This window comes from Sorangiineae bacterium MSr11954 (assembly GCA_037157815.1).
Taxonomy (GTDB): Bacteria; Myxococcota_A; Polyangia; order Polyangiales; family Polyangiaceae; genus Pendulispora; species Pendulispora albinea.
In genome coordinates, this window is sequence record CP089984.1 from 9,265,406 (window position 1) to 9,281,133 (window position 15,728).

Below are 15,728 nucleotides of genomic sequence, written 5' to 3' on the forward strand. Positions count from 1 at the left end.
TGCAATCGTGAGCGTCTTACGTTTCCAGATCCGGCAGCCCAGTGGACAGATCGATCAGCTGTTCATCGAGTCCGAGCGTGTGCTCATCGGAAGCGGTGCACACTGCGAAATCCGGCTGCCGCTCGATCAAGCCGCGGTGGAGCACGCGCTCGTGCAAATGGGGCCGGCCGGCGTCTTCGTGCAGGCGCTCTCCTTCAACCCTCCCCCCACCGTCAACGGCATCCCCTTCACGCAAGGTCCGCTGGCCGCCGAAGCGGTGCTGGGCGTGGGGCAGTTCCAGATCAACGTCACGCGCGCGGAGGGCGCCGCGGCCCAGCAAGCCGTCGGCGGCGCGCAGCCGAAGAAGAAGGGCGGCGCCAGCCCCGTCTCGCTGCTCGCGCTCATCGGCCTCGCGGGCGGCGGCTACATGATGTTCTTCATGGACGCCAAGTCCGACCTCGACATGACGCAGTACAAAGCCCCCGAGCTCTGGGGCGCCCCCGTCGCGCAGTGCTCGCAACCGGCCCCCGATCGCGCGGGTGCGTTCGCGCTCGAGCGCTTCGGCGTCGGCAGCTCGCTCCGAGAGCGGCGGCCGTTCCACGTGCAGGACGGCATCAACGCGGTGCCCATCTTCGAGACGTCGTCGGCCTGTTACCGCGTGGCCCGCGACGAACCCGCGGCCGCCGAGGCCATGGCGGCCGCGAACGCGCTCCGCAAGGAGATCACCGACGACTACCGCACCCACCGTGTGCGGCTCGAGCACTCGCTGCAGGTCGACGACCTGCAGACCGCGCGACGAGAAGTGAAGATCCTTCTCCAGTTCACCGAGGGAAAGCAGGGCGACTACGTCACCTGGCTCTCCAACTTGGATCGCAGCCTGAAATTGAAGTTGGGGCGTCCCGCCTCGTAAGAAACACCATGGCAGGTTTTCGTGTAGGTCTCCGTTTTTGCACCCCCAAGGGAACCGTCACCACCCTCGCGTGTGTGGCGTTTCCCGCAGCGCTGCTCCTGGGGTGCGGCCCTCCCACCAGCGTGCGCGGGGAGGCGGCCAAGTCGAACATTCGCGCCTTCACCAAGGAGCAGAACCCCGACCGCCTCGTGGAGTACGGAAAGGCGTACGCCAACGTAGGCGATCTCACGCGCGCCGAGCAGTACTTCGCGGCGGCCATCAACTCCGGCGGCGACGAGCGGAAGATCCTCCCGATGCTCCTGCGCGTATGCATCCAGGATGGGCGCTTCCAGGTCGGCATCAAGTACGCGGAGGAGCACTTGAAGCAGCACCCCGCCGACCATCGCTCCCGGTTCTTGCTGGCCACGCTCTACATGGGCGTGGGCGACGTGATCAGCGCGCGCGGCAACCTCGAGAAGGTGCTCAGCGCGCGCCCCGACGACGCGGAGGCGCACTACGCGATGGCGGTGCTGATGCGCGACAGCCACGAGGATCCGCTCGGGGCCGATCACCATTTTCGCGAGTATCTTCGCCTTCAACCCGGAGGCTCGCACGCAGAAGAGGCGCAGGCCTCCTTACTCAAGAGCGTCCAATGAGCGGCGGCCACGAAAAAATCCCCAAGGAAGTCTTCGAAGAGACCCTGCTCCAGTTCTTCGCCCCCATCCGTCCCTTCTTGGACGATCCGGCGGTGAGCGAGGTCATGATCAACGGCCCCGGCCAGATCTACATCGAGCGCAAAGGCCAGCTGACCCTCACGGAGGCCAAGTTCGAGAGCCGCGAGCACTTGGCGGCGGGCCTCCGCAACCTGGCGCAGTTCGTCGGCAAGCACGCCGACGAGTTCAAGCCGATCCTCGAAGGTCGCTTGCCCGACGGATCGCGCGTCGAGGCGGTGCTCCCGCCCTGCGCGCCCGATGGTCCGGCCATCGCCATCCGTCGCTTCTTCAAGGAGACGTTGACCGTTCAGCGCCTCATCGGCTTCGGCGCCCTCACCGAGGACGCGGCGAGCGCGCTGCACGCCATGGTCGCCAGCAAGCTGAACATCCTGGTGGCCGGAGGAACGGGCAGCGGCAAGACCTCCATGCTCAACGCGCTCTCGTCGTTCATCCCCGAGGGCGAGCGCGTGGTCATCATCGAGGACTCGCGCGAGCTGCAGCTCCAAAAAGCGCACGTCGTGCAGCTCGAGGCGCGGCCCGGCGATCCCAAGGGGCGCGGCGCGGTGTCCATCCGCGATCTCTTCAAGGCCACCCTGCGTATGCGTCCCGACCGAATCGTCGTTGGGGAGATCCGTGGTGGCGAAGCCCTCGACTTGATTCAAGCGATGACCTCGGGTCACGGTGGGTGTCTCTCCACCCTCCACGCCACCTACCCGCGCGACACGCTGAGCCGGCTCGAGACCATGGCGATGATGAGCGACATCGAAATGCCGCTGGTTGCCATGCGCATTCAGCTCGGTTCCGCGGTAAACTTGATCGTGCAGGTCTCGCGCCTGCAGGACGGTTCGCGCAAGATGACGCACATCACCGAGGTGCTCGGTTTCGATCAAAATACGAACTCGTACATCACGCAAGACGTGTTCGTTCGGAAGTACCTGGGGATGGGGTCCAAGGGCGAGATCTTGAGCGAGTTCGTCCCGTCTGGAATCATGCCCCGATGCCTCGAACAGGTTCACGAGCACGGTATGGATCTCCCCGCGTGCATCTACGACGCTGCGCACGCCGCGCAAAGTAATGGTCATGGCTGAAGCTTCCGTCATCGAGTTGAGAGCAGGACATGGCGATCCACGACAGATCAGCCTGACACCGGGTTCCGTTCTGGATCCCACCAGCGTCGGTCAAACGGGCATGTGGCGGGTCGAGGGCGCCGGGGTGCTCGATGTCCACGGCTACATTTACTTCGATGGCAAGGCGCTGTTCGTGCAGAGCGCCGACGACGAAGCGCCGGTGATGGTGAACCGCCACCGGGTGGCGCGCGCCTGGACCGAAGTGCACATGCCGAGCACCATCGAGCTGGGTGAGGTGCAGCTCGTCTACCGCATCGATACCGCCGTGTTCGAAGAGGCGGATCAGACAGTCGCCGAGCCGGTGGCCGATAACTTCGAGCCCAAGACGGTGGTGTTCGATCCCAACCGCCACCGCGGGCCCGCGCCGCGACCGGCCGCGGGCACCCCCGCCGATGGCATCAACGCCGCCGCGCACATGGCGCGGATGTCCCCGCCCGCGCCGCGCATGGCGGTGCCGGCCCCGCGACCGCAAACCGCGCCGATGCGCGCGCAACCCGCACCTGCGGCACCGGCTTATCCTCCGCCAGCAGGCGCCAACGCCTTTGCGGGCGCGCAGGACAACGATTCGACGCGCTACAAGCCCATCGATGCGGCGGCCGCGCAGGCGCCGCAGCCTGGACCGGCGGAGGATAGCAACGACGTCACGCGCATGCAGCCGATCGAGCGCCCGTCGTCGCCCGCCTTCATGCCGCCGGGCCTCGCGCCGCAGATGCCGCAGCAAGGTTACGCGCAGCAGGGCGCGCTCCCGCCGGGGATGATGGGCGTCGGGCCCGGGGGAGCTCCCGGCGGGCCCATGGGCATGCAGCAAGGGCAGCCTTGGGGCGCGGGCGCCAGCGTGACGGGTCCGGCGCAGCAGCTGCCGGCCGCGCAACCTGCGGCGACATCGGCGCTCGACAAGTTCAAGCAGGAGTTCAACTCGTACAGCCCCGTGAAGCGGCTGGCGTTGGTGCTGCTCCTGTTCGGAATTCCCTCCGGGGGCTTCCTCGTTCTCGGCGGCGGCGCGGAGCCGGAGGCCGACCCGGTCGCGGCGGACACCGTCAGCACGCCCGTATCGTCGGCGTCGGCCACGTCGGCGACCCCGAGCGCGCAACCCCAGGCGCGCGGCCCGCAACCTACGGTCGCGACGAACACGCAGCCGCAAGCCGGGGCCAACATCAACGGCGCCATGGCGAACAACGCCGCGGGCGCGAACAATGCCGCGGGCGCGAACAATGCCGCGGGCGCGAACAACGCCGCAGCAGGCAACACGCGCACCTCGCCGCCAGCGACGCAAGCTCCGCCCACCGCGGCGCCCCCCCCCACGCCCGGCGGCAAGCCGCCCACCCCCGATCCGGCGGCTTCGCAAATCGGCAAGATCCCGTCCGAGCTCCCGGCTTTGATGACGGTCATGCCGATGCCGGCGAAGAAGTCGCTCGAGCGCATGGCCGCGGACGCCGTGGTCGAAGGCCAATACGACAACGCCGCAAAGCTCTACGAGCAGCTCGCCGCCGCCAACCCGGGCAACGCCGCGTTCCGCGAGGCCGCCCGCATCATGCGCGAGGCGAACAAGGGCAGCCCGTCGGGGCCCTGAGTCGGTCGTACCGACCCGAGCGCCCGGGCGGTTACCTCATTTCCGAAAGCTCTCCGGATCGATCTGGTGCCGTTTGAGCCAGCGCTGGATCTGCATGCGCGCCTTTCCCATGGTGCGGGCCACGGCCGCGATGTTTCCTTTGTGCTCGCGCAGCAAGGTGACCAGCTTCTCGCGCTCGGCGTTGCCCTCGCTGCTGCGGCGCAGAAGGTTCGTGCTCTCCAGCGCCGCTTGCACGGCGCCCGGTAGGTGCTCGAGCTCGATGCGCGTCCCCTCCCCGACCAAAATGAGCGCCGACTCGAGGCACTTCTCGAGCTCGCGCACATTGCCCGGCCACGGATAGTAAAGGAGCGCGCGCGCCGCACGCGGGGCCAGCTCCAGGCTTTGGGCGCGCTCGGGGGCGAGCTCGCGCAAGATGGTCCCGGTGATGACGCCCAGATCCTCGCGCCGCATGGCCAGCGGCGGCAGCTCGATGCGATAGCCCGCCAGGCGCGCAAAGAGGTCCGCGCGAAAGGTCCCGTTCTCCACCATGCGCTCGAGCGGGCGGTGCGTGGCGGCGACGACCCGCAAATCCACGGGGACCGGCCGCGTTGCGCCCACCGGCCGCACCTCGCGCTCTTGGAGGACGCGAAGCAAGGCCGCCTGCGACGGCGCGGGCAGATCGCCAATTTCGTCGAGGAAGAGGGTCCCGCGATCGGCGCTGCGGAGCAGCCCCGGGCGATCCTCGGTGGCGCCCGAGAACGCGCCGCGGCGGTAGCCGAAGAGCTCCCCTTCGACCAGATCGCGCGGCAGCGCGCCGCAGTTGATGGCCACGAAATCGCCGCGCCGATCGGATTGCTCGTGCAGGTTGCGCGCGATCACCTCCTTGCCGGTGCCCGTCTCCCCCTCGATGAGCACCGACACCGTCGACTTGGCGACCGACGCCAGCCTCGTAAAGCTGCGCTCCAGCGAAGGGATCAGGGTGGAGAGCTTGCCCGCGGCCCCGCCCTCCGCGCGCGGCGCCTCGAAGATGGCCGGATCGCCCGGCTCGTGCGCGAGATCTTCGCGGAAGATGAAGAACGTGTACCCCAGCTCGATGATGTCGCCGTCCACCAGCTGCGCCTGCGCCTTGCGAACTCCTTGCACAATGCATCCATTTTTGGAGCCCGCGTCCTCGAGGACCCACCGGCGGAGCACGTACGTGAGCCGCGCGTGGGTCGACGAGAGCCAGGGATCGGCCATGCGCACGCTCAGCTGATTCGGCGTGCCTATCTGCTGGCGCCCGATGGCGCGCGAGCTGCCGCGGCCAAAGACCACCTGGGCCATGCCCTCCAGGGCGATGCGCACGGGAGGGGCGAGGGGTTTGGAGCTTTCGAGGACCAGAAAAAGGTGCGCGCCGCGCGACCCTGCGCCAGCGTCGGGAGCGTCATCGGCGATGGATAGCGTTCCGTCATCCAAACGAGACATGTCGATCCCGTAAGCATACCCAAAACGGCGGCCGGCCGAGCTTCGACGGAGAGGATCACTTCGGGGCGAGCGCGTCGCCTGCGGTGCGGCAAGCCTGGGCCGAGGCGTCGGTGAAGGCGCCCTTTAGCCAGTCGTACAAGCACCTGTAGCCGTCTTGGTTGCGGATGATCTGGGGGCCGCCGCGATGGCGCACGCCATTTTGGGTCTCTTTGCGCTCGGGATCGTAGGCGAGCGGCTTGGAGATGAGCAGCAGGATGTTCGGATCGTCCCCCGTCATGACGCGATTCAACTGCTCCGGCTCCAGGCCGAGCACGGAGCGGTAGTTGGCCGTCTGCTCCGCGGCCGTCGCCGGCGTGTCGCTCGGCACGATGCCCGCGTCGTTGGGCAGCCGCAAGCCATACGCGCCATAGATGCGCAGCGGCCGCTCGAGCCGGCCGTGACAATCGAGCGTCCCACAACGTCGCTCGAGGAAATAGCTGACATTGCCGGTCTTGAACGCGCCTTCGTCGGGCCGGGTCTTCAAGGTGGTCAGGCGCCCGTCTTCCGGCGCGGGCGCGCAGGAAGACGCGACGAGCATCGCGACCGCGAGCGGCGCGACCGAGAGGAGCGCCGCCGCCGTTTTCCGTTTCGAGATCGCACCCATGGTCGAGCTCCCTGGTTTCACGCGGGTCTCACAAGTGAACGCGCCCGACCGCTCCGAATCGGTCGTTGCTCACCCCTTTGACGGGATCGCGGTGGCACCCGGCGCAGGAGGGCTCACGGCCGACGTGGCTGGTCATGAGCTTGTTGTTTCCATCTTTGTTGATTTTGACGTGAAAGGGAAATTGCAGATCGGGCCAATCGGTGTCGCGCACGAAGAAGTTCCCCGACTTGTTGGTGAAGACGTTCCCCCTCGGCGAGGTGCCGGCCGCATCGACCATCAGGATCTGGACCCCCTCGACCCCCTTGGCCGCCTTGGGATCGGCCACATCGTAAATCGTTCCCGCCACGGCAAAGTGCGAGTTGGCCGTGCCCGCCGGTTGGTGGCAGAGAACGCAAGGCTGGTTGGGGCGATGGTTGGGTCCGGGCCCCGGGCTCGCGGGCTCGTCGCCCAGCTTGGCGATGGCCTCGTCGATCACGGGATCCGTGCACGACGCGGCCGATGCGGCCAAGGCCAACGTGGCCAGCAAGGTGAGATACGGCGCGGCCCTCATTGGAACTCCACCTCGAAGCCGAACGACCCGTACAGGGCTTGCCTCTGAACGATGTAGAGCGAATTGAAGTAGTACGAGTACATGTAGTCGCCCTGGACGGTGATCGCGTACTGGGTCGTCGCCTCCGGTGAGCCGAGCGCGATGCGCGCCCCTGCCCCGAGGGTCGCGCCGATCATCGGGCTCAGCTCGCGGTCGCCCGTGCGGTACGTGGGAAGGACCACCGTTCCATCGTCGCGCGTCAAGGCCGCATAGGCGAGCCGATAGAAATTGACGCCGGTCTGCGCGTGAAAGCGAAGGTGCGGCCAGAGACGCAGATGCCGCCCGATGTCCTGCACGTACCGGAGATCGGTGGTGGTCGCCTTGGTCTGCCAGGTGTCGTAATAGAGGCGCTGGTCCAGGCGCAGGGTCGCGCTGGAGAAGCGGTGCAAGAAGCGCAGCGCAAAGGCGAAGCGATCGCGCTCGTTGGGGAGCTGCTCCTGCGGGCGGTACGGCAGGCGGTTGGCGTTGACCACGTCCGCGGGCACGCCCGCCTGGATCTTGCCGGCCACGTTGGGCGAGAACATCGGCACATAGCGGTAGATCTTCGACTGATCGCCGCGCTCCGTATCCATGGTGCCGCCCACCACGAGCACCGACGTGGGCGACATCACGAACGTCACGCCGAGCTCGAACGAGTTGGTGTAGAGCTTTCGCTTGTCGCCGAGGTGGTAGAGCGGCACGTTGGAGAACGGCGTGTCATTTCGGCCGATGGTGCCGTCCGAGTGCGAGAAGGCCAGGCGCGGGGTGATCAGCTTGTCGTTCAAGTCGGCCGTGATGGAGCCGCCGCCATTCAGGTTGAGGTAATCGGGCTCCGACGAGAACGAGCCATTGGCCTGAAGGCCGAAAATGCCCACCTTGTACCCGCCGCCGAGGGTCCCCGCATAACGCCGCTCGACGAAGGCCCTCGAGGCGGTCGAGACGATGTCGGGCGACGCCGCCGTCACGAAGTCGGCGAGGAAGCTGCCGCCCACGTTCCACCCCGCGGTGGGCGAGATGACCTGCGCGTTGATGGCGGGGCTCGCGACATGAACGTGCGTGTTGTCCGTATAGCCGGACATGTCGAGGCCCAGCTTGACCACCAGGTTCTTGGCGTTCGACGGGAGACACTTCAAAACGTCTTCCTGATTCTTGGCGGCCGTCATGCACGCGAGCTGCCCCTGGGTGAGGAACTCCGGCGCGCGCGACTTCATGGTGATCTTGACGGTGTACGTCTCGCCTTCTTTGACCTCGATCTCCTCGTCGTACGAGAGCGCGTTGCCGTTTCCGGTGCCCTCCGCGTGCACTTGGTGCTTGCCGGGATCGACGGAGAACTTCTTCCTCAGGTCCCCTTTGACCTCGCGCTCATCGAATTTTACCGCCAGATTGGTGACACCATTGGGCGGATCGAATGTCACGTGGGGAACGCGCGGAACGATGTCCTGCACGCGCTGCCGCGCCGCGCGCATGACCCCTGCGTCCTTTTGATCGATGCCCATCTTGAGAGCTTTTTGCGTATTTTTGAGGGCGTCGATCAGCTTCCCCGCGCGGTTTTCGCACGAGGCCAGGTGAAGGCGGGTGCGCGCTTTCTCCTCGAGCTCGAGCGACTTCTTGTCGTTCTCGATGCAGCCCTCGAGGTTGCCCGCCAAGTCGGCGTTCATCCCTGCGCTCGCATACTGAAACGCCTGATTGTTCTCCCATCCCGGGATTTTTCCCGTGGGCGCCGCCGGCATCGGCGCCGCACCGGGCGAGGGCGCGGATGTGTCTTCCAACTGGGCGGCCGTGGTCTCCGTGGGCGCCGGCATCGGCGGCGGTGGGATGACGACACCTTTTACGCGCGACTCCATGAATTGGGTGCGCATGGTGGGGGTGGCCCGCTCGGGCAGCTTGGCGCTCGGATCTTCCGAAAACGCATTGGAGAAATGATTCTTTGCTTCGCTGGCGACACCGAGCTGCGACGCGACCATCCCCAGAGCAATGTAAATTTGCGCTTTGACCGAAGGACTGCAGCGGCCGGGGCGACGGCACCGCTCGAGTTCCGAAACGAGCTTTCGCTTTGCCTCCGAGTATTGCGCTTTTGCGTATTCCTCGGTGAGCACCCCGCGAACGTGCTCCTCCGCGGCTGCGTCATCGGGGAGCGCCGCATGCGCGATGCGGGGGGCCGCCAGAAGGAACAACAGGTGCAGCGTGACGGCGAGAAGCACCGCCATCACTCCGTCGGTGCGTCGCTGGAGCACGGGGCTAAAGTACCGGAAAGTTGTCGGGGTTAGACGCAATTTCTAGTTGCAACCACAGCCACCACCACCGCCGCCCAAACCACCTTTCGCCCCCTCACTGACGTCGCGTACGTGTGCGTCGATGGGGCTACCCATGTCCTCCGTCGTCATGGTCGGATGCGCGAGAGTGCCACGCTGGTAAGGCATGACCTTGGCGCAACCGAACGAGGAGACGGACAGGAGGACTGCTGTTACCAGAGCCCGGCGGAAGGTATTGCTCCTGGACATCGGAGTTCTCGAATAAAGCATGTCGCGCGCCAGCTCTTACATTGCCGGCCGCGGACGGATACACGCGCGAAAACGTCATATTGAAAATTGCAATGGGCATTAGCCAACCCACCCCGGATCGCGCGTGATCCGCCGGCAAAAACCATCGAAACCGTATGTCGGATTCGGTTGCGCGGGGGCCGCACGTCCGTAATAAGGACACCATGCGACGCGGTAAGTTGTTCATCGCCAAAGCGCTCGCCTTCGTTGCGTTCGCGACGTGCGCCAGCTTGGCTTGCCTCCCCGAACAAGAGCGGACGAACTATGGTCCGGCCGAGAGCCTCGGGCCGCGCCAGTTCCCGGGGCCGAAGAACCCGGCGCCGGCGGGCGACGGAGGCACGCCTCCACTTCAAAGCTTGTGCGGCGGCAAAGGTCCCATCGACGGCGGTCCTTGCGACACGAGTTGGAAGAAAGACATCTTCGAGCCGATGTTCAAGACCGCCGGCACCATGAAGTGCTCCTCGGGCACCGCGTGCCACGGCGACAACGGCACCTCGCCGATCATGAGCGACACCGATCCCGAGGCGGCGCGGGCGCAGCTCGCCCTGTTCATCATGCCGGGCAACAAGAAGCCGTACATCGATGTCTGCGGCAAGGACCCCGACGGTTCGGGGATGGTCTGCAACCTGGGGGGCGCCTGCGGGTCGCAGATGCCCAAGACGTCGACGGGTCAGCTCGCGACCGCTGCGCAGATGGAGACCATCCGCAAGTGGCTCGCGTGTGGCGCACCGAACAATTAGCGCCACGGCCGGGGTTACGGCACACCGTGCTGCTCCGTTAAAGAGCGCAAAAAACGCGGATGGCGTCGCGGGGGCGGGATTCTGCTAAGAGTCTTCCGTAGATGGAACGGCTTCTGGCACGGCTCGAGCGGCGGTTTGGTAAATTCGCGATCCCCAACCTCACGACCTTCATCGTCGGCGGCATGGCCATCGTCTTCGTGCTGGCCACCTTGGATCCGCGGTTCATCGGCTCGCTGACCCTCGATCTGCAGCGGGTGGAGCGGGGCGAGGTGTGGCGTCTCTTCACCTACTTGTTCCTCCCGCAGAGCCGCTCGGGTTTGTGGGTGCTGTTCTCGATGTATTGGACGTGGATCATCGGCTCGCAGCTGGACTCCGAGTGGGGCGCGTTCAAGCTCAACGCGTACTACCTGTTCGGCATGCTGGGGACCACGGCGGCGGCCTTCATCAGCGGCGGGGCGCAGGGCAATTTCTATTTGAATTTGTCGCTGACGTTCGCATTCGCGACCGTGTTTCCCGATTACGAATTTTATATGTTCTTCGTCCTTCGGGTGAAGGCGAAGTGGCTAGGCATTTTCCTGGCCGCCCTCTACGGCATCCGTCTGGTCACCGGCGACTGGACGGAGCGCGCGGCCATCCTCGCGTCCTTCACCAACTACTTCCTGTTCTTCGGCGGCCACCTCTGGGGCCTCTCGAAGCAACGCAACACCGTGGCGCGCCAAGCCGCCCGCCGCACCTCCTTCCACTCCGAAGCCCCCCGCGCCGTCACCGGCGGCCGCAGCTGCGCCATCTGCGGCGCCCGCGAAGACGAAGACGACGCGGACATCCGCGTCTGCTCCTGCGAACGCTGCGGCGGCAAGCCGCGCAATCTGTGCCTCGTGCACGCGAAGAATCATTGAGGCGGCGGGCGCGCGGGAGGGGCGCGCTCAGCCCCCGTCACACCTCCAGGACCACCTTGCCGAACGAATCGTTCTGCGCCACGCAAGCATGCGCCGCCGGCGCCTGATCCAGCGGTAAAACGCGGTCCACGACCGCCGCCACGGCCCCTTGGGCGACGAGCGGGACGATGTGCCGAGCAAACACGCGGGCCGCCGCGATCTTCTCCTCGAGGGGCCGCGAGCGCAGCACGGTGCCGAAGATGCGGGCGCGCCGGGTCATGAGGGGACCGAGCGGAATGTCGGCGGTGGCGCCGCCGGCCATGCTGACCACGGCGATGCGACCGCCGGGGGCGATGCACGCGAGATCCTCGGCGAGGTAGCCGCCGCCCACCAGATCGAGCACGACGTCGGCGCCGCGGGCGCCGGTGAGGTCGAGGACCTTGCTGGCGAACTTGCCGCCTTCGGCGAGGATGCCATCCACCATGCCGAACGCGCGCGCGCGCTCCAGCTTGTCGGCCGTGCGCGATGTGCCGATGGCGCGAGCGCCGATGGCGCGCGCAATTTGAACGGCGGCCGTCCCGACCCCGCTGCCGACGGCGTGCACGAGGACCACTTCGCCCGAGGCGAGCGCCCCTTGCGAGACCATGGCATCGTAGGCCGTGATGAACGCCTCGGGGATCGCCGCGGCCGCGGTGAACGAAATTCCTTGCGGGATCTTCGCGAGCGTCCGCGCATGAACGACGATGGCCTCGGCGTAGGTGCCTCCGCCCGCGAGACCGAACACGCGATCGCCCAGGGCGACGTCGGCAACGCCAGGACCGAGCGCCTCGACTTCGCCGGCGAACTCCAGGCCGGGGATGTCCTGCGGAGCATCGGCCGGCGGCGGATAGAACCCCATGCGCTGGAGCAGATCCGCGCGGTTGATGGCGGTGGCGCGAATGCGAACGCGGACCTCCCCGCGCGAGGGTTCGGGCGTGGGGACGTCGCGGAGCTCGAGGACCTCGGGGCCGCCGAAGCGGGCAATGACGATGGCGCGCATGGTGCGGTCAGCGTGCCAGAACCCCCGAGAAATGGATCACCAAAGAAGCGTCAGCCCAGCTCGCATGGCGGTGGTCGTGTCGGTCGCCGGGTAGAACGGCGGGCCAACGCTGCGGAGGATCCCAATCGACGGCTGCACATGGCGCAGCATCATGCGGACCGAGGGTGAAATGGCGTAAAAGGCGCGCCGCTCATCGGCCACGTACGCGTCGATGATGTAGAGCTGGTAGGCCTCCATGCCCAGCGCGACCGTGTCGAACAGGCGAACCGCCACATAGAGCGTGGCGAGCGAGAAGACGCGCTGGCCCGTGTCGTCGCGAACGCCAAAGGTCCACTCCAGGCCCTCGCGAAACTGGATGATGAACGGCCCCACCGTGTCGTGCACGTCCACGAAGGGACGAAACGCGAAGGTGCCGTTTTGAAAGAACGAGTAGTCCCAAGGACGAAGCGCGATGGCCGCGCTGGCGAGCGAAAAAGCATCGCGCGACTCGCGGTCGAAGCTCGCGGTCGGAAACATGATCCCGAGCCCGGCCCCAAAGGCGAGCCCCGTGCTCGTCGACCACACACCGCGCCCTTGAAGCTCCACGTTGCCGCCGAGCACGAACGGCGCGCGCGTGCTCGCCGGCGAGCCGAGGGCGGCCTCGTACGTTCCGCCGACGAAGAACGAGCGCTGGTGGACCGGCAGCTCGGTGCTGAGACGAAGGATGTGAACCGGTACGTGGCCGCGCAGCTCGCTGCTGTCGCGCGGGTAGTACGCGCCCGTGGTCCACTCGATGGTGGCCTCGCGCTCGGCGTGCGCGAGCTCGGGGAGCGTGGGGGCCCGCGGTGCCGTGGGCAGCTGCGTGGTGCCGCCGCCGACCTTGGTGTCCAACAAAGGCGGGGGCAGCGGCGCTGGCGGAGGGGTCTGAGCCTTCTGCTTCGCCTCCGCGCTCGCAGCGGTGTCTGCGCCTGCGGCTTGGGCCCGAGCGGGCGGCGCTTCGAGGGCCGTCACGAGAGCCATGAAGCCTTTGAGGAGCCCGAGACGCCGTCGCACCGCGTCGTAAATACTATCCATCGACCACGATGCCCATCGCGCGTGCACGGATCATCGCTTCATGGTTGGCCGCGTGCCCCGGGCGAAACGCGTCGATGCGCCCCGCGGGTGGCCCGCCGTAGAGAAAGGCGTCGCCGACCAAGTCGAGCAGCTTGTGCCGCGCGGGCTCGTCGCGCGCGGCGGCGGGGCCGGCGGCGTGGAGCTGGTGCTCGCCGACGATCACGACGCTGGCGGCGTCCACGTGCGCCATCATGCCGAGGTCGGCGAGCTTCGCCATCTCGTGCGCGAAGAGGAACGTGCGCGCGGGCGCGATACGCTCCATGAAATCGTGTGGATCGCCGTGCCACTCGGCGCGGCGCTCGAGCGTGGGGTGGTCGAGCTCGAGGGTGATCGCCACGGTGGTGCCGGGCGAAGGGACGAAATGGTATTTGCTTGTGCCTACAAATATCTCACCTTCGCGCGCGACCTTGCACCGCGGGGGCGAGCCAGGTACACCGAGCTCAGCGAGCGCCTTGCACCAGCGCAGCGCCGCTCCATCGACGAACGGGAGCTCGTCCCCTTCCACCTCGATGGCCACCCCCGCGTGAATGCCGAGCCCGCCGAACGCCGCGAACAGGTGTTCGACCGTTCCGACTCGTCGGGCTGCGTGGTTCGCGGAGGGCGCGGGGTGCGTGACGGCCCGTTCGATGGTCGTCGTTCGAAGCGAAGGGACGAACCGATAGGCCGCGAGGGGCGCGCCCGCCAAACGAATCGGGCCGGCCGTTCGGCGCAAGGTGACCGCGGCGAGCAGGCCGCCAAACGTTCCGCGACCATCAACCGAACTGGTCACTTTAGTGACCATGATGGGCCGTCAGGATCATCGAATGGGTGATGGGAAGCGAAATCAGCACGGTCGGCACCAGGCAGTGGTGCAAATAGCACGGCCCCAACGGAACAAGTGGGATTGGCGGGGGACCGGCAAGCGTGAATAATCGGCCTTCGAGAAAACAATGGCGAACAAGGGAGTCCACCTCGTCGTTAAGGGACGAGTCACAGGTGTTTTTTTCCGAGCCTCAGCGCAGCGCGAGGCCCGTCGTCTTGGCATCACAGGCTGGGTGAAGAACCGCAACGATGGTGCGGTGGAGATCCGTGCAGAAGGAGAAGAAGACGCAATCAAGGAGATCATCGGGTGGGCGCAGCACGGCCCATCGGCCGCACGTGTCGATAACGTCGACGTGCGCTGGAAGAGCTATACGGGCGAATTTTTCGACTTTCGCATCGAGCAGTAGCCTCCGCGCGACCTGTCGAGGCGCGCCAGCTCGAGCCGCGACCCGTCGAGGTTCGACGCTTCGAGCCGCGACGCCGTCCGGTCTGGCCGCTCTGCTCGCGGGCGCGATGGTGCTCGCGGCACAGGGCGCCCGTGCGCAGGGTCCCGCGCCGCCTGCGTCCGATCCGGGCGCGCCTCTCGCTGTGCTCGCCGACGCGGGGACGTCGCAGGCCGCGCATCGGATCGTCGCGACGGCCATGGCGAACAGCGCGTACCGTGAGGAGGCTGCGCGCCTGCTCCAGGAGCTCGGCGAGGTGGCCGTACCGGCGCTGATCGAGGCCAAGGGCCGCGCGAATCCGCTGGAGACGCGCAAGTGGGCCATCGCGGTGCTCGAGAGCATGAACAAGAAGGTGCCGGGGGAGGCGGTGCAAACCAAGGACGCCGCCCTCCTGGCCGAGGTGCTCCGCGCCTACGGCAAGACGCGCGATCTCGACGCGCTGGGCGCCATCTTCGCCTTTGCGAACTCGGACCGCACCCCGGTGCGCGAGGCCGCGCGCGAGGCCATCGTGCAGTACGGCGACAGCGCGCTCTCCAAGCTGCGCGAGACGTACACGAACTTGAAGAACGGCCCGCCGCCGGAGGGCTGGGGGGCGCCCGAGCTCGCCCGCGAGCTTTTCCGGCTGATGGACCACGCGCGCCTGCGCGATCTCTACGCGCTCTTCGACGAGGCGCTCGCGAAGGCCAAGGGCGACACGCCGGAGGCGGCCGTCGCCGCGCTCGATCAAGTCTTTGCGCGGGCGCCTTCGTTCGAGCGGCGCGGTGAGGCGGTGCCCATCTATCTGCGGTACGCGGAGTCGCTCGAGGCGACCGATCCGGCGCGCGCCCTCGACTACTACCGGAGGGCCGAGCGCCTATCGCCCGAGGGCACCGAGCGAAACCGGGTCACCAGCGCCATCGCGACCATCGAGGCGCGCGGGCTCGCAGAGCGCGGGGTCCTCGATCGCGAGGCCCTTCGCCGCGCGCTGGAGCTCCACCCCGACAACGAGAAAGCCAAGGCTGCGCTCGAGCGCCTCGACGCCGAGGAGCAGTCGCGGACGCATCGCCTTCGTATGGGCATCGGGATCGGCGCCGCGATCGTCGCGCTGCTCGCCGCGATCCTTCTGTTCCTCCACCGCAAAGCAGAACGCCCTCTCCCGGCAGCCGAGAACTCCGGCGCGGGAAAGGGCGTGTAGCGACCTTCGGACGCGGGGCGATCCTTCTGTTCCTCCACCGCAAAAGCAGAACGCCCTCTCCCGGCGGCCGAGATCCCGGCGCGGGAAGGGCG

The 15,728-nt window shown here is 67.2% G+C and carries 15 protein-coding genes; 8 read left to right on the forward strand and 7 right to left on the reverse strand.

Annotated features, from left to right (window positions below):
• Positions 1 to 7 precede the first annotated feature (7 nt).
• Genes LZC94_36200 through LZC94_36215 form a run of 4 tightly spaced genes read left to right on the forward strand, consistent with a single transcriptional unit; the run spans position 8 to position 4,278 of the window.
• Positions 8 to 889, forward strand: a complete 882-nt coding sequence (locus LZC94_36200; GenBank protein ID WXB13274.1) for an FHA domain-containing protein — start codon at positions 8 to 10, stop codon at positions 887 to 889.
• 8 nt (positions 890 to 897) lie between these two features.
• The gene (locus LZC94_36205) at positions 898 to 1,524 is read left to right on the forward strand and encodes a hypothetical protein (protein WXB13275.1); all 627 of its coding nucleotides are present in this window, start codon (positions 898 to 900) and stop codon (positions 1,522 to 1,524) included.
• Positions 1,521 to 2,669, forward strand: a complete 1,149-nt coding sequence (locus LZC94_36210) for a CpaF family protein (GenBank protein WXB13276.1) — start codon at positions 1,521 to 1,523, stop codon at positions 2,667 to 2,669. The genes LZC94_36205 and LZC94_36210 overlap by 4 nt, the downstream gene beginning before the upstream one ends.
• Complete coding sequence (locus tag LZC94_36215) at positions 2,662 to 4,278, forward strand: hypothetical protein (protein WXB13277.1); 1,617 nt, start codon at positions 2,662 to 2,664, stop codon at positions 4,276 to 4,278. The genes LZC94_36210 and LZC94_36215 overlap by 8 nt, the downstream gene beginning before the upstream one ends.
• A gap of 36 nt (positions 4,279 to 4,314) precedes the next feature.
• Here the strand turns inward: LZC94_36215 and LZC94_36220 are convergent, their stop codons facing one another.
• The 4 genes from LZC94_36220 to LZC94_36235 are packed head-to-tail and all read right to left on the reverse strand — an operon-like array spanning position 4,315 to position 9,166.
• Positions 4,315 to 5,721, reverse strand: a complete 1,407-nt coding sequence (locus LZC94_36220; GenBank protein WXB13278.1) for a sigma 54-interacting transcriptional regulator — start codon at positions 5,719 to 5,721, stop codon at positions 4,315 to 4,317.
• Between the two features lie 55 nt (positions 5,722 to 5,776).
• Positions 5,777 to 6,364 (reverse strand): hypothetical protein, encoded by a 588-nt coding sequence (locus LZC94_36225; GenBank protein WXB13279.1) that lies wholly within the window; start codon positions 6,362 to 6,364, stop codon positions 5,777 to 5,779.
• 28 nt (positions 6,365 to 6,392) lie between these two features.
• Positions 6,393 to 6,914, reverse strand: coding sequence for a hypothetical protein (locus LZC94_36230; GenBank protein ID WXB13280.1), 522 nt, complete (start codon positions 6,912 to 6,914; stop codon positions 6,393 to 6,395).
• Positions 6,911 to 9,166 (reverse strand): DUF3570 domain-containing protein, encoded by a 2,256-nt coding sequence (locus LZC94_36235; protein ID WXB13281.1) that lies wholly within the window; start codon positions 9,164 to 9,166, stop codon positions 6,911 to 6,913. The genes LZC94_36230 and LZC94_36235 overlap by 4 nt, the downstream gene beginning before the upstream one ends.
• Positions 9,167 to 9,636: 470 nt before the next feature.
• Here LZC94_36235 and LZC94_36240 point away from each other — a divergent pair, with 470 nt between their 5' ends.
• Both LZC94_36240 and LZC94_36245 read left to right on the forward strand, forming a co-directional pair.
• Complete coding sequence (locus tag LZC94_36240; GenBank protein WXB13282.1) at positions 9,637 to 10,212, forward strand: hypothetical protein; 576 nt, start codon at positions 9,637 to 9,639, stop codon at positions 10,210 to 10,212.
• A gap of 101 nt (positions 10,213 to 10,313) precedes the next feature.
• Positions 10,314 to 11,108 carry a rhomboid family intramembrane serine protease gene (locus LZC94_36245; GenBank protein WXB13283.1) on the forward strand — a complete coding sequence of 265 codons (795 nt, stop codon included), beginning with the start codon at positions 10,314 to 10,316 and terminating at the stop codon, positions 11,106 to 11,108.
• 37 nt (positions 11,109 to 11,145) lie between these two features.
• On the opposite strand, the gene LZC94_36250 is transcribed toward LZC94_36245, so the two are convergent.
• From LZC94_36250 to LZC94_36260, 3 genes are read right to left on the reverse strand one after another with little or no spacing between them, the layout of a single operon-like run.
• A complete protein-coding gene (locus LZC94_36250; GenBank protein WXB13284.1) occupies positions 11,146 to 12,126 on the reverse strand; it encodes an NAD(P)H-quinone oxidoreductase in 981 nt (326 codons plus the stop codon).
• Positions 12,127 to 12,162: 36 nt separating this feature from the next.
• Complete coding sequence (locus tag LZC94_36255) at positions 12,163 to 13,179, reverse strand: hypothetical protein (GenBank protein WXB13285.1); 1,017 nt, start codon at positions 13,177 to 13,179, stop codon at positions 12,163 to 12,165.
• Positions 13,172 to 13,987 carry a UDP-3-O-acyl-N-acetylglucosamine deacetylase gene (locus tag LZC94_36260; protein WXB13286.1) on the reverse strand — a complete coding sequence of 272 codons (816 nt, stop codon included), beginning with the start codon at positions 13,985 to 13,987 and terminating at the stop codon, positions 13,172 to 13,174. Before LZC94_36260 ends, LZC94_36255 begins: the two co-directional genes overlap by 8 nt.
• Positions 13,988 to 14,147: 160 nt before the next feature.
• Here LZC94_36260 and LZC94_36265 point away from each other — a divergent pair, with 160 nt between their 5' ends.
• Both LZC94_36265 and LZC94_36270 read left to right on the forward strand, forming a co-directional pair.
• Positions 14,148 to 14,426 (forward strand): acylphosphatase, encoded by a 279-nt coding sequence (locus LZC94_36265; protein WXB13287.1) that lies wholly within the window; start codon positions 14,148 to 14,150, stop codon positions 14,424 to 14,426.
• A gap of 106 nt (positions 14,427 to 14,532) precedes the next feature.
• Complete coding sequence (locus LZC94_36270; GenBank protein WXB13288.1) at positions 14,533 to 15,636, forward strand: hypothetical protein; 1,104 nt, start codon at positions 14,533 to 14,535, stop codon at positions 15,634 to 15,636.
• Positions 15,637 to 15,728: the final 92 nt, after the last annotated feature.

What these genes read in the sequence shown, in the direction of transcription:
- LZC94_36205 (WXB13275.1), top strand. Translation starts at nt 898, where the DNA reads ATGGCAGGTTTTCGTGTAGGTCTCCGTTTTTGCACCCCCAAGGGAACC.
- LZC94_36210 (WXB13276.1), top strand. Translation starts at nt 1,521, where the DNA reads ATGAGCGGCGGCCACGAAAAAATCCCCAAGGAAGTCTTCGAAGAGACC.
- LZC94_36215 (WXB13277.1), top strand. Translation starts at nt 2,662, where the DNA reads ATGGCTGAAGCTTCCGTCATCGAGTTGAGAGCAGGACATGGCGATCCA.
- LZC94_36220 (WXB13278.1), bottom strand. Translation starts at nt 5,721, where the DNA reads ATGTCTCGTTTGGATGACGGAACGCTATCCATCGCCGATGACGCTCCC.
- LZC94_36225 (WXB13279.1), bottom strand. Translation starts at nt 6,364, where the DNA reads ATGGGTGCGATCTCGAAACGGAAAACGGCGGCGGCGCTCCTCTCGGTC.
- LZC94_36230 (WXB13280.1), bottom strand. Translation starts at nt 6,914, where the DNA reads ATGAGGGCCGCGCCGTATCTCACCTTGCTGGCCACGTTGGCCTTGGCC.
- LZC94_36240 (WXB13282.1), top strand. Translation starts at nt 9,637, where the DNA reads ATGCGACGCGGTAAGTTGTTCATCGCCAAAGCGCTCGCCTTCGTTGCG.
- LZC94_36245 (WXB13283.1), top strand. Translation starts at nt 10,314, where the DNA reads ATGGAACGGCTTCTGGCACGGCTCGAGCGGCGGTTTGGTAAATTCGCG.
- LZC94_36250 (WXB13284.1), bottom strand. Translation starts at nt 12,126, where the DNA reads ATGCGCGCCATCGTCATTGCCCGCTTCGGCGGCCCCGAGGTCCTCGAG.
- LZC94_36255 (WXB13285.1), bottom strand. Translation starts at nt 13,179, where the DNA reads ATGGATAGTATTTACGACGCGGTGCGACGGCGTCTCGGGCTCCTCAAA.
- LZC94_36265 (WXB13287.1), top strand. Translation starts at nt 14,148, where the DNA reads ATGGCGAACAAGGGAGTCCACCTCGTCGTTAAGGGACGAGTCACAGGT.
- LZC94_36270 (WXB13288.1), top strand. Translation starts at nt 14,533, where the DNA reads ATGGTGCTCGCGGCACAGGGCGCCCGTGCGCAGGGTCCCGCGCCGCCT.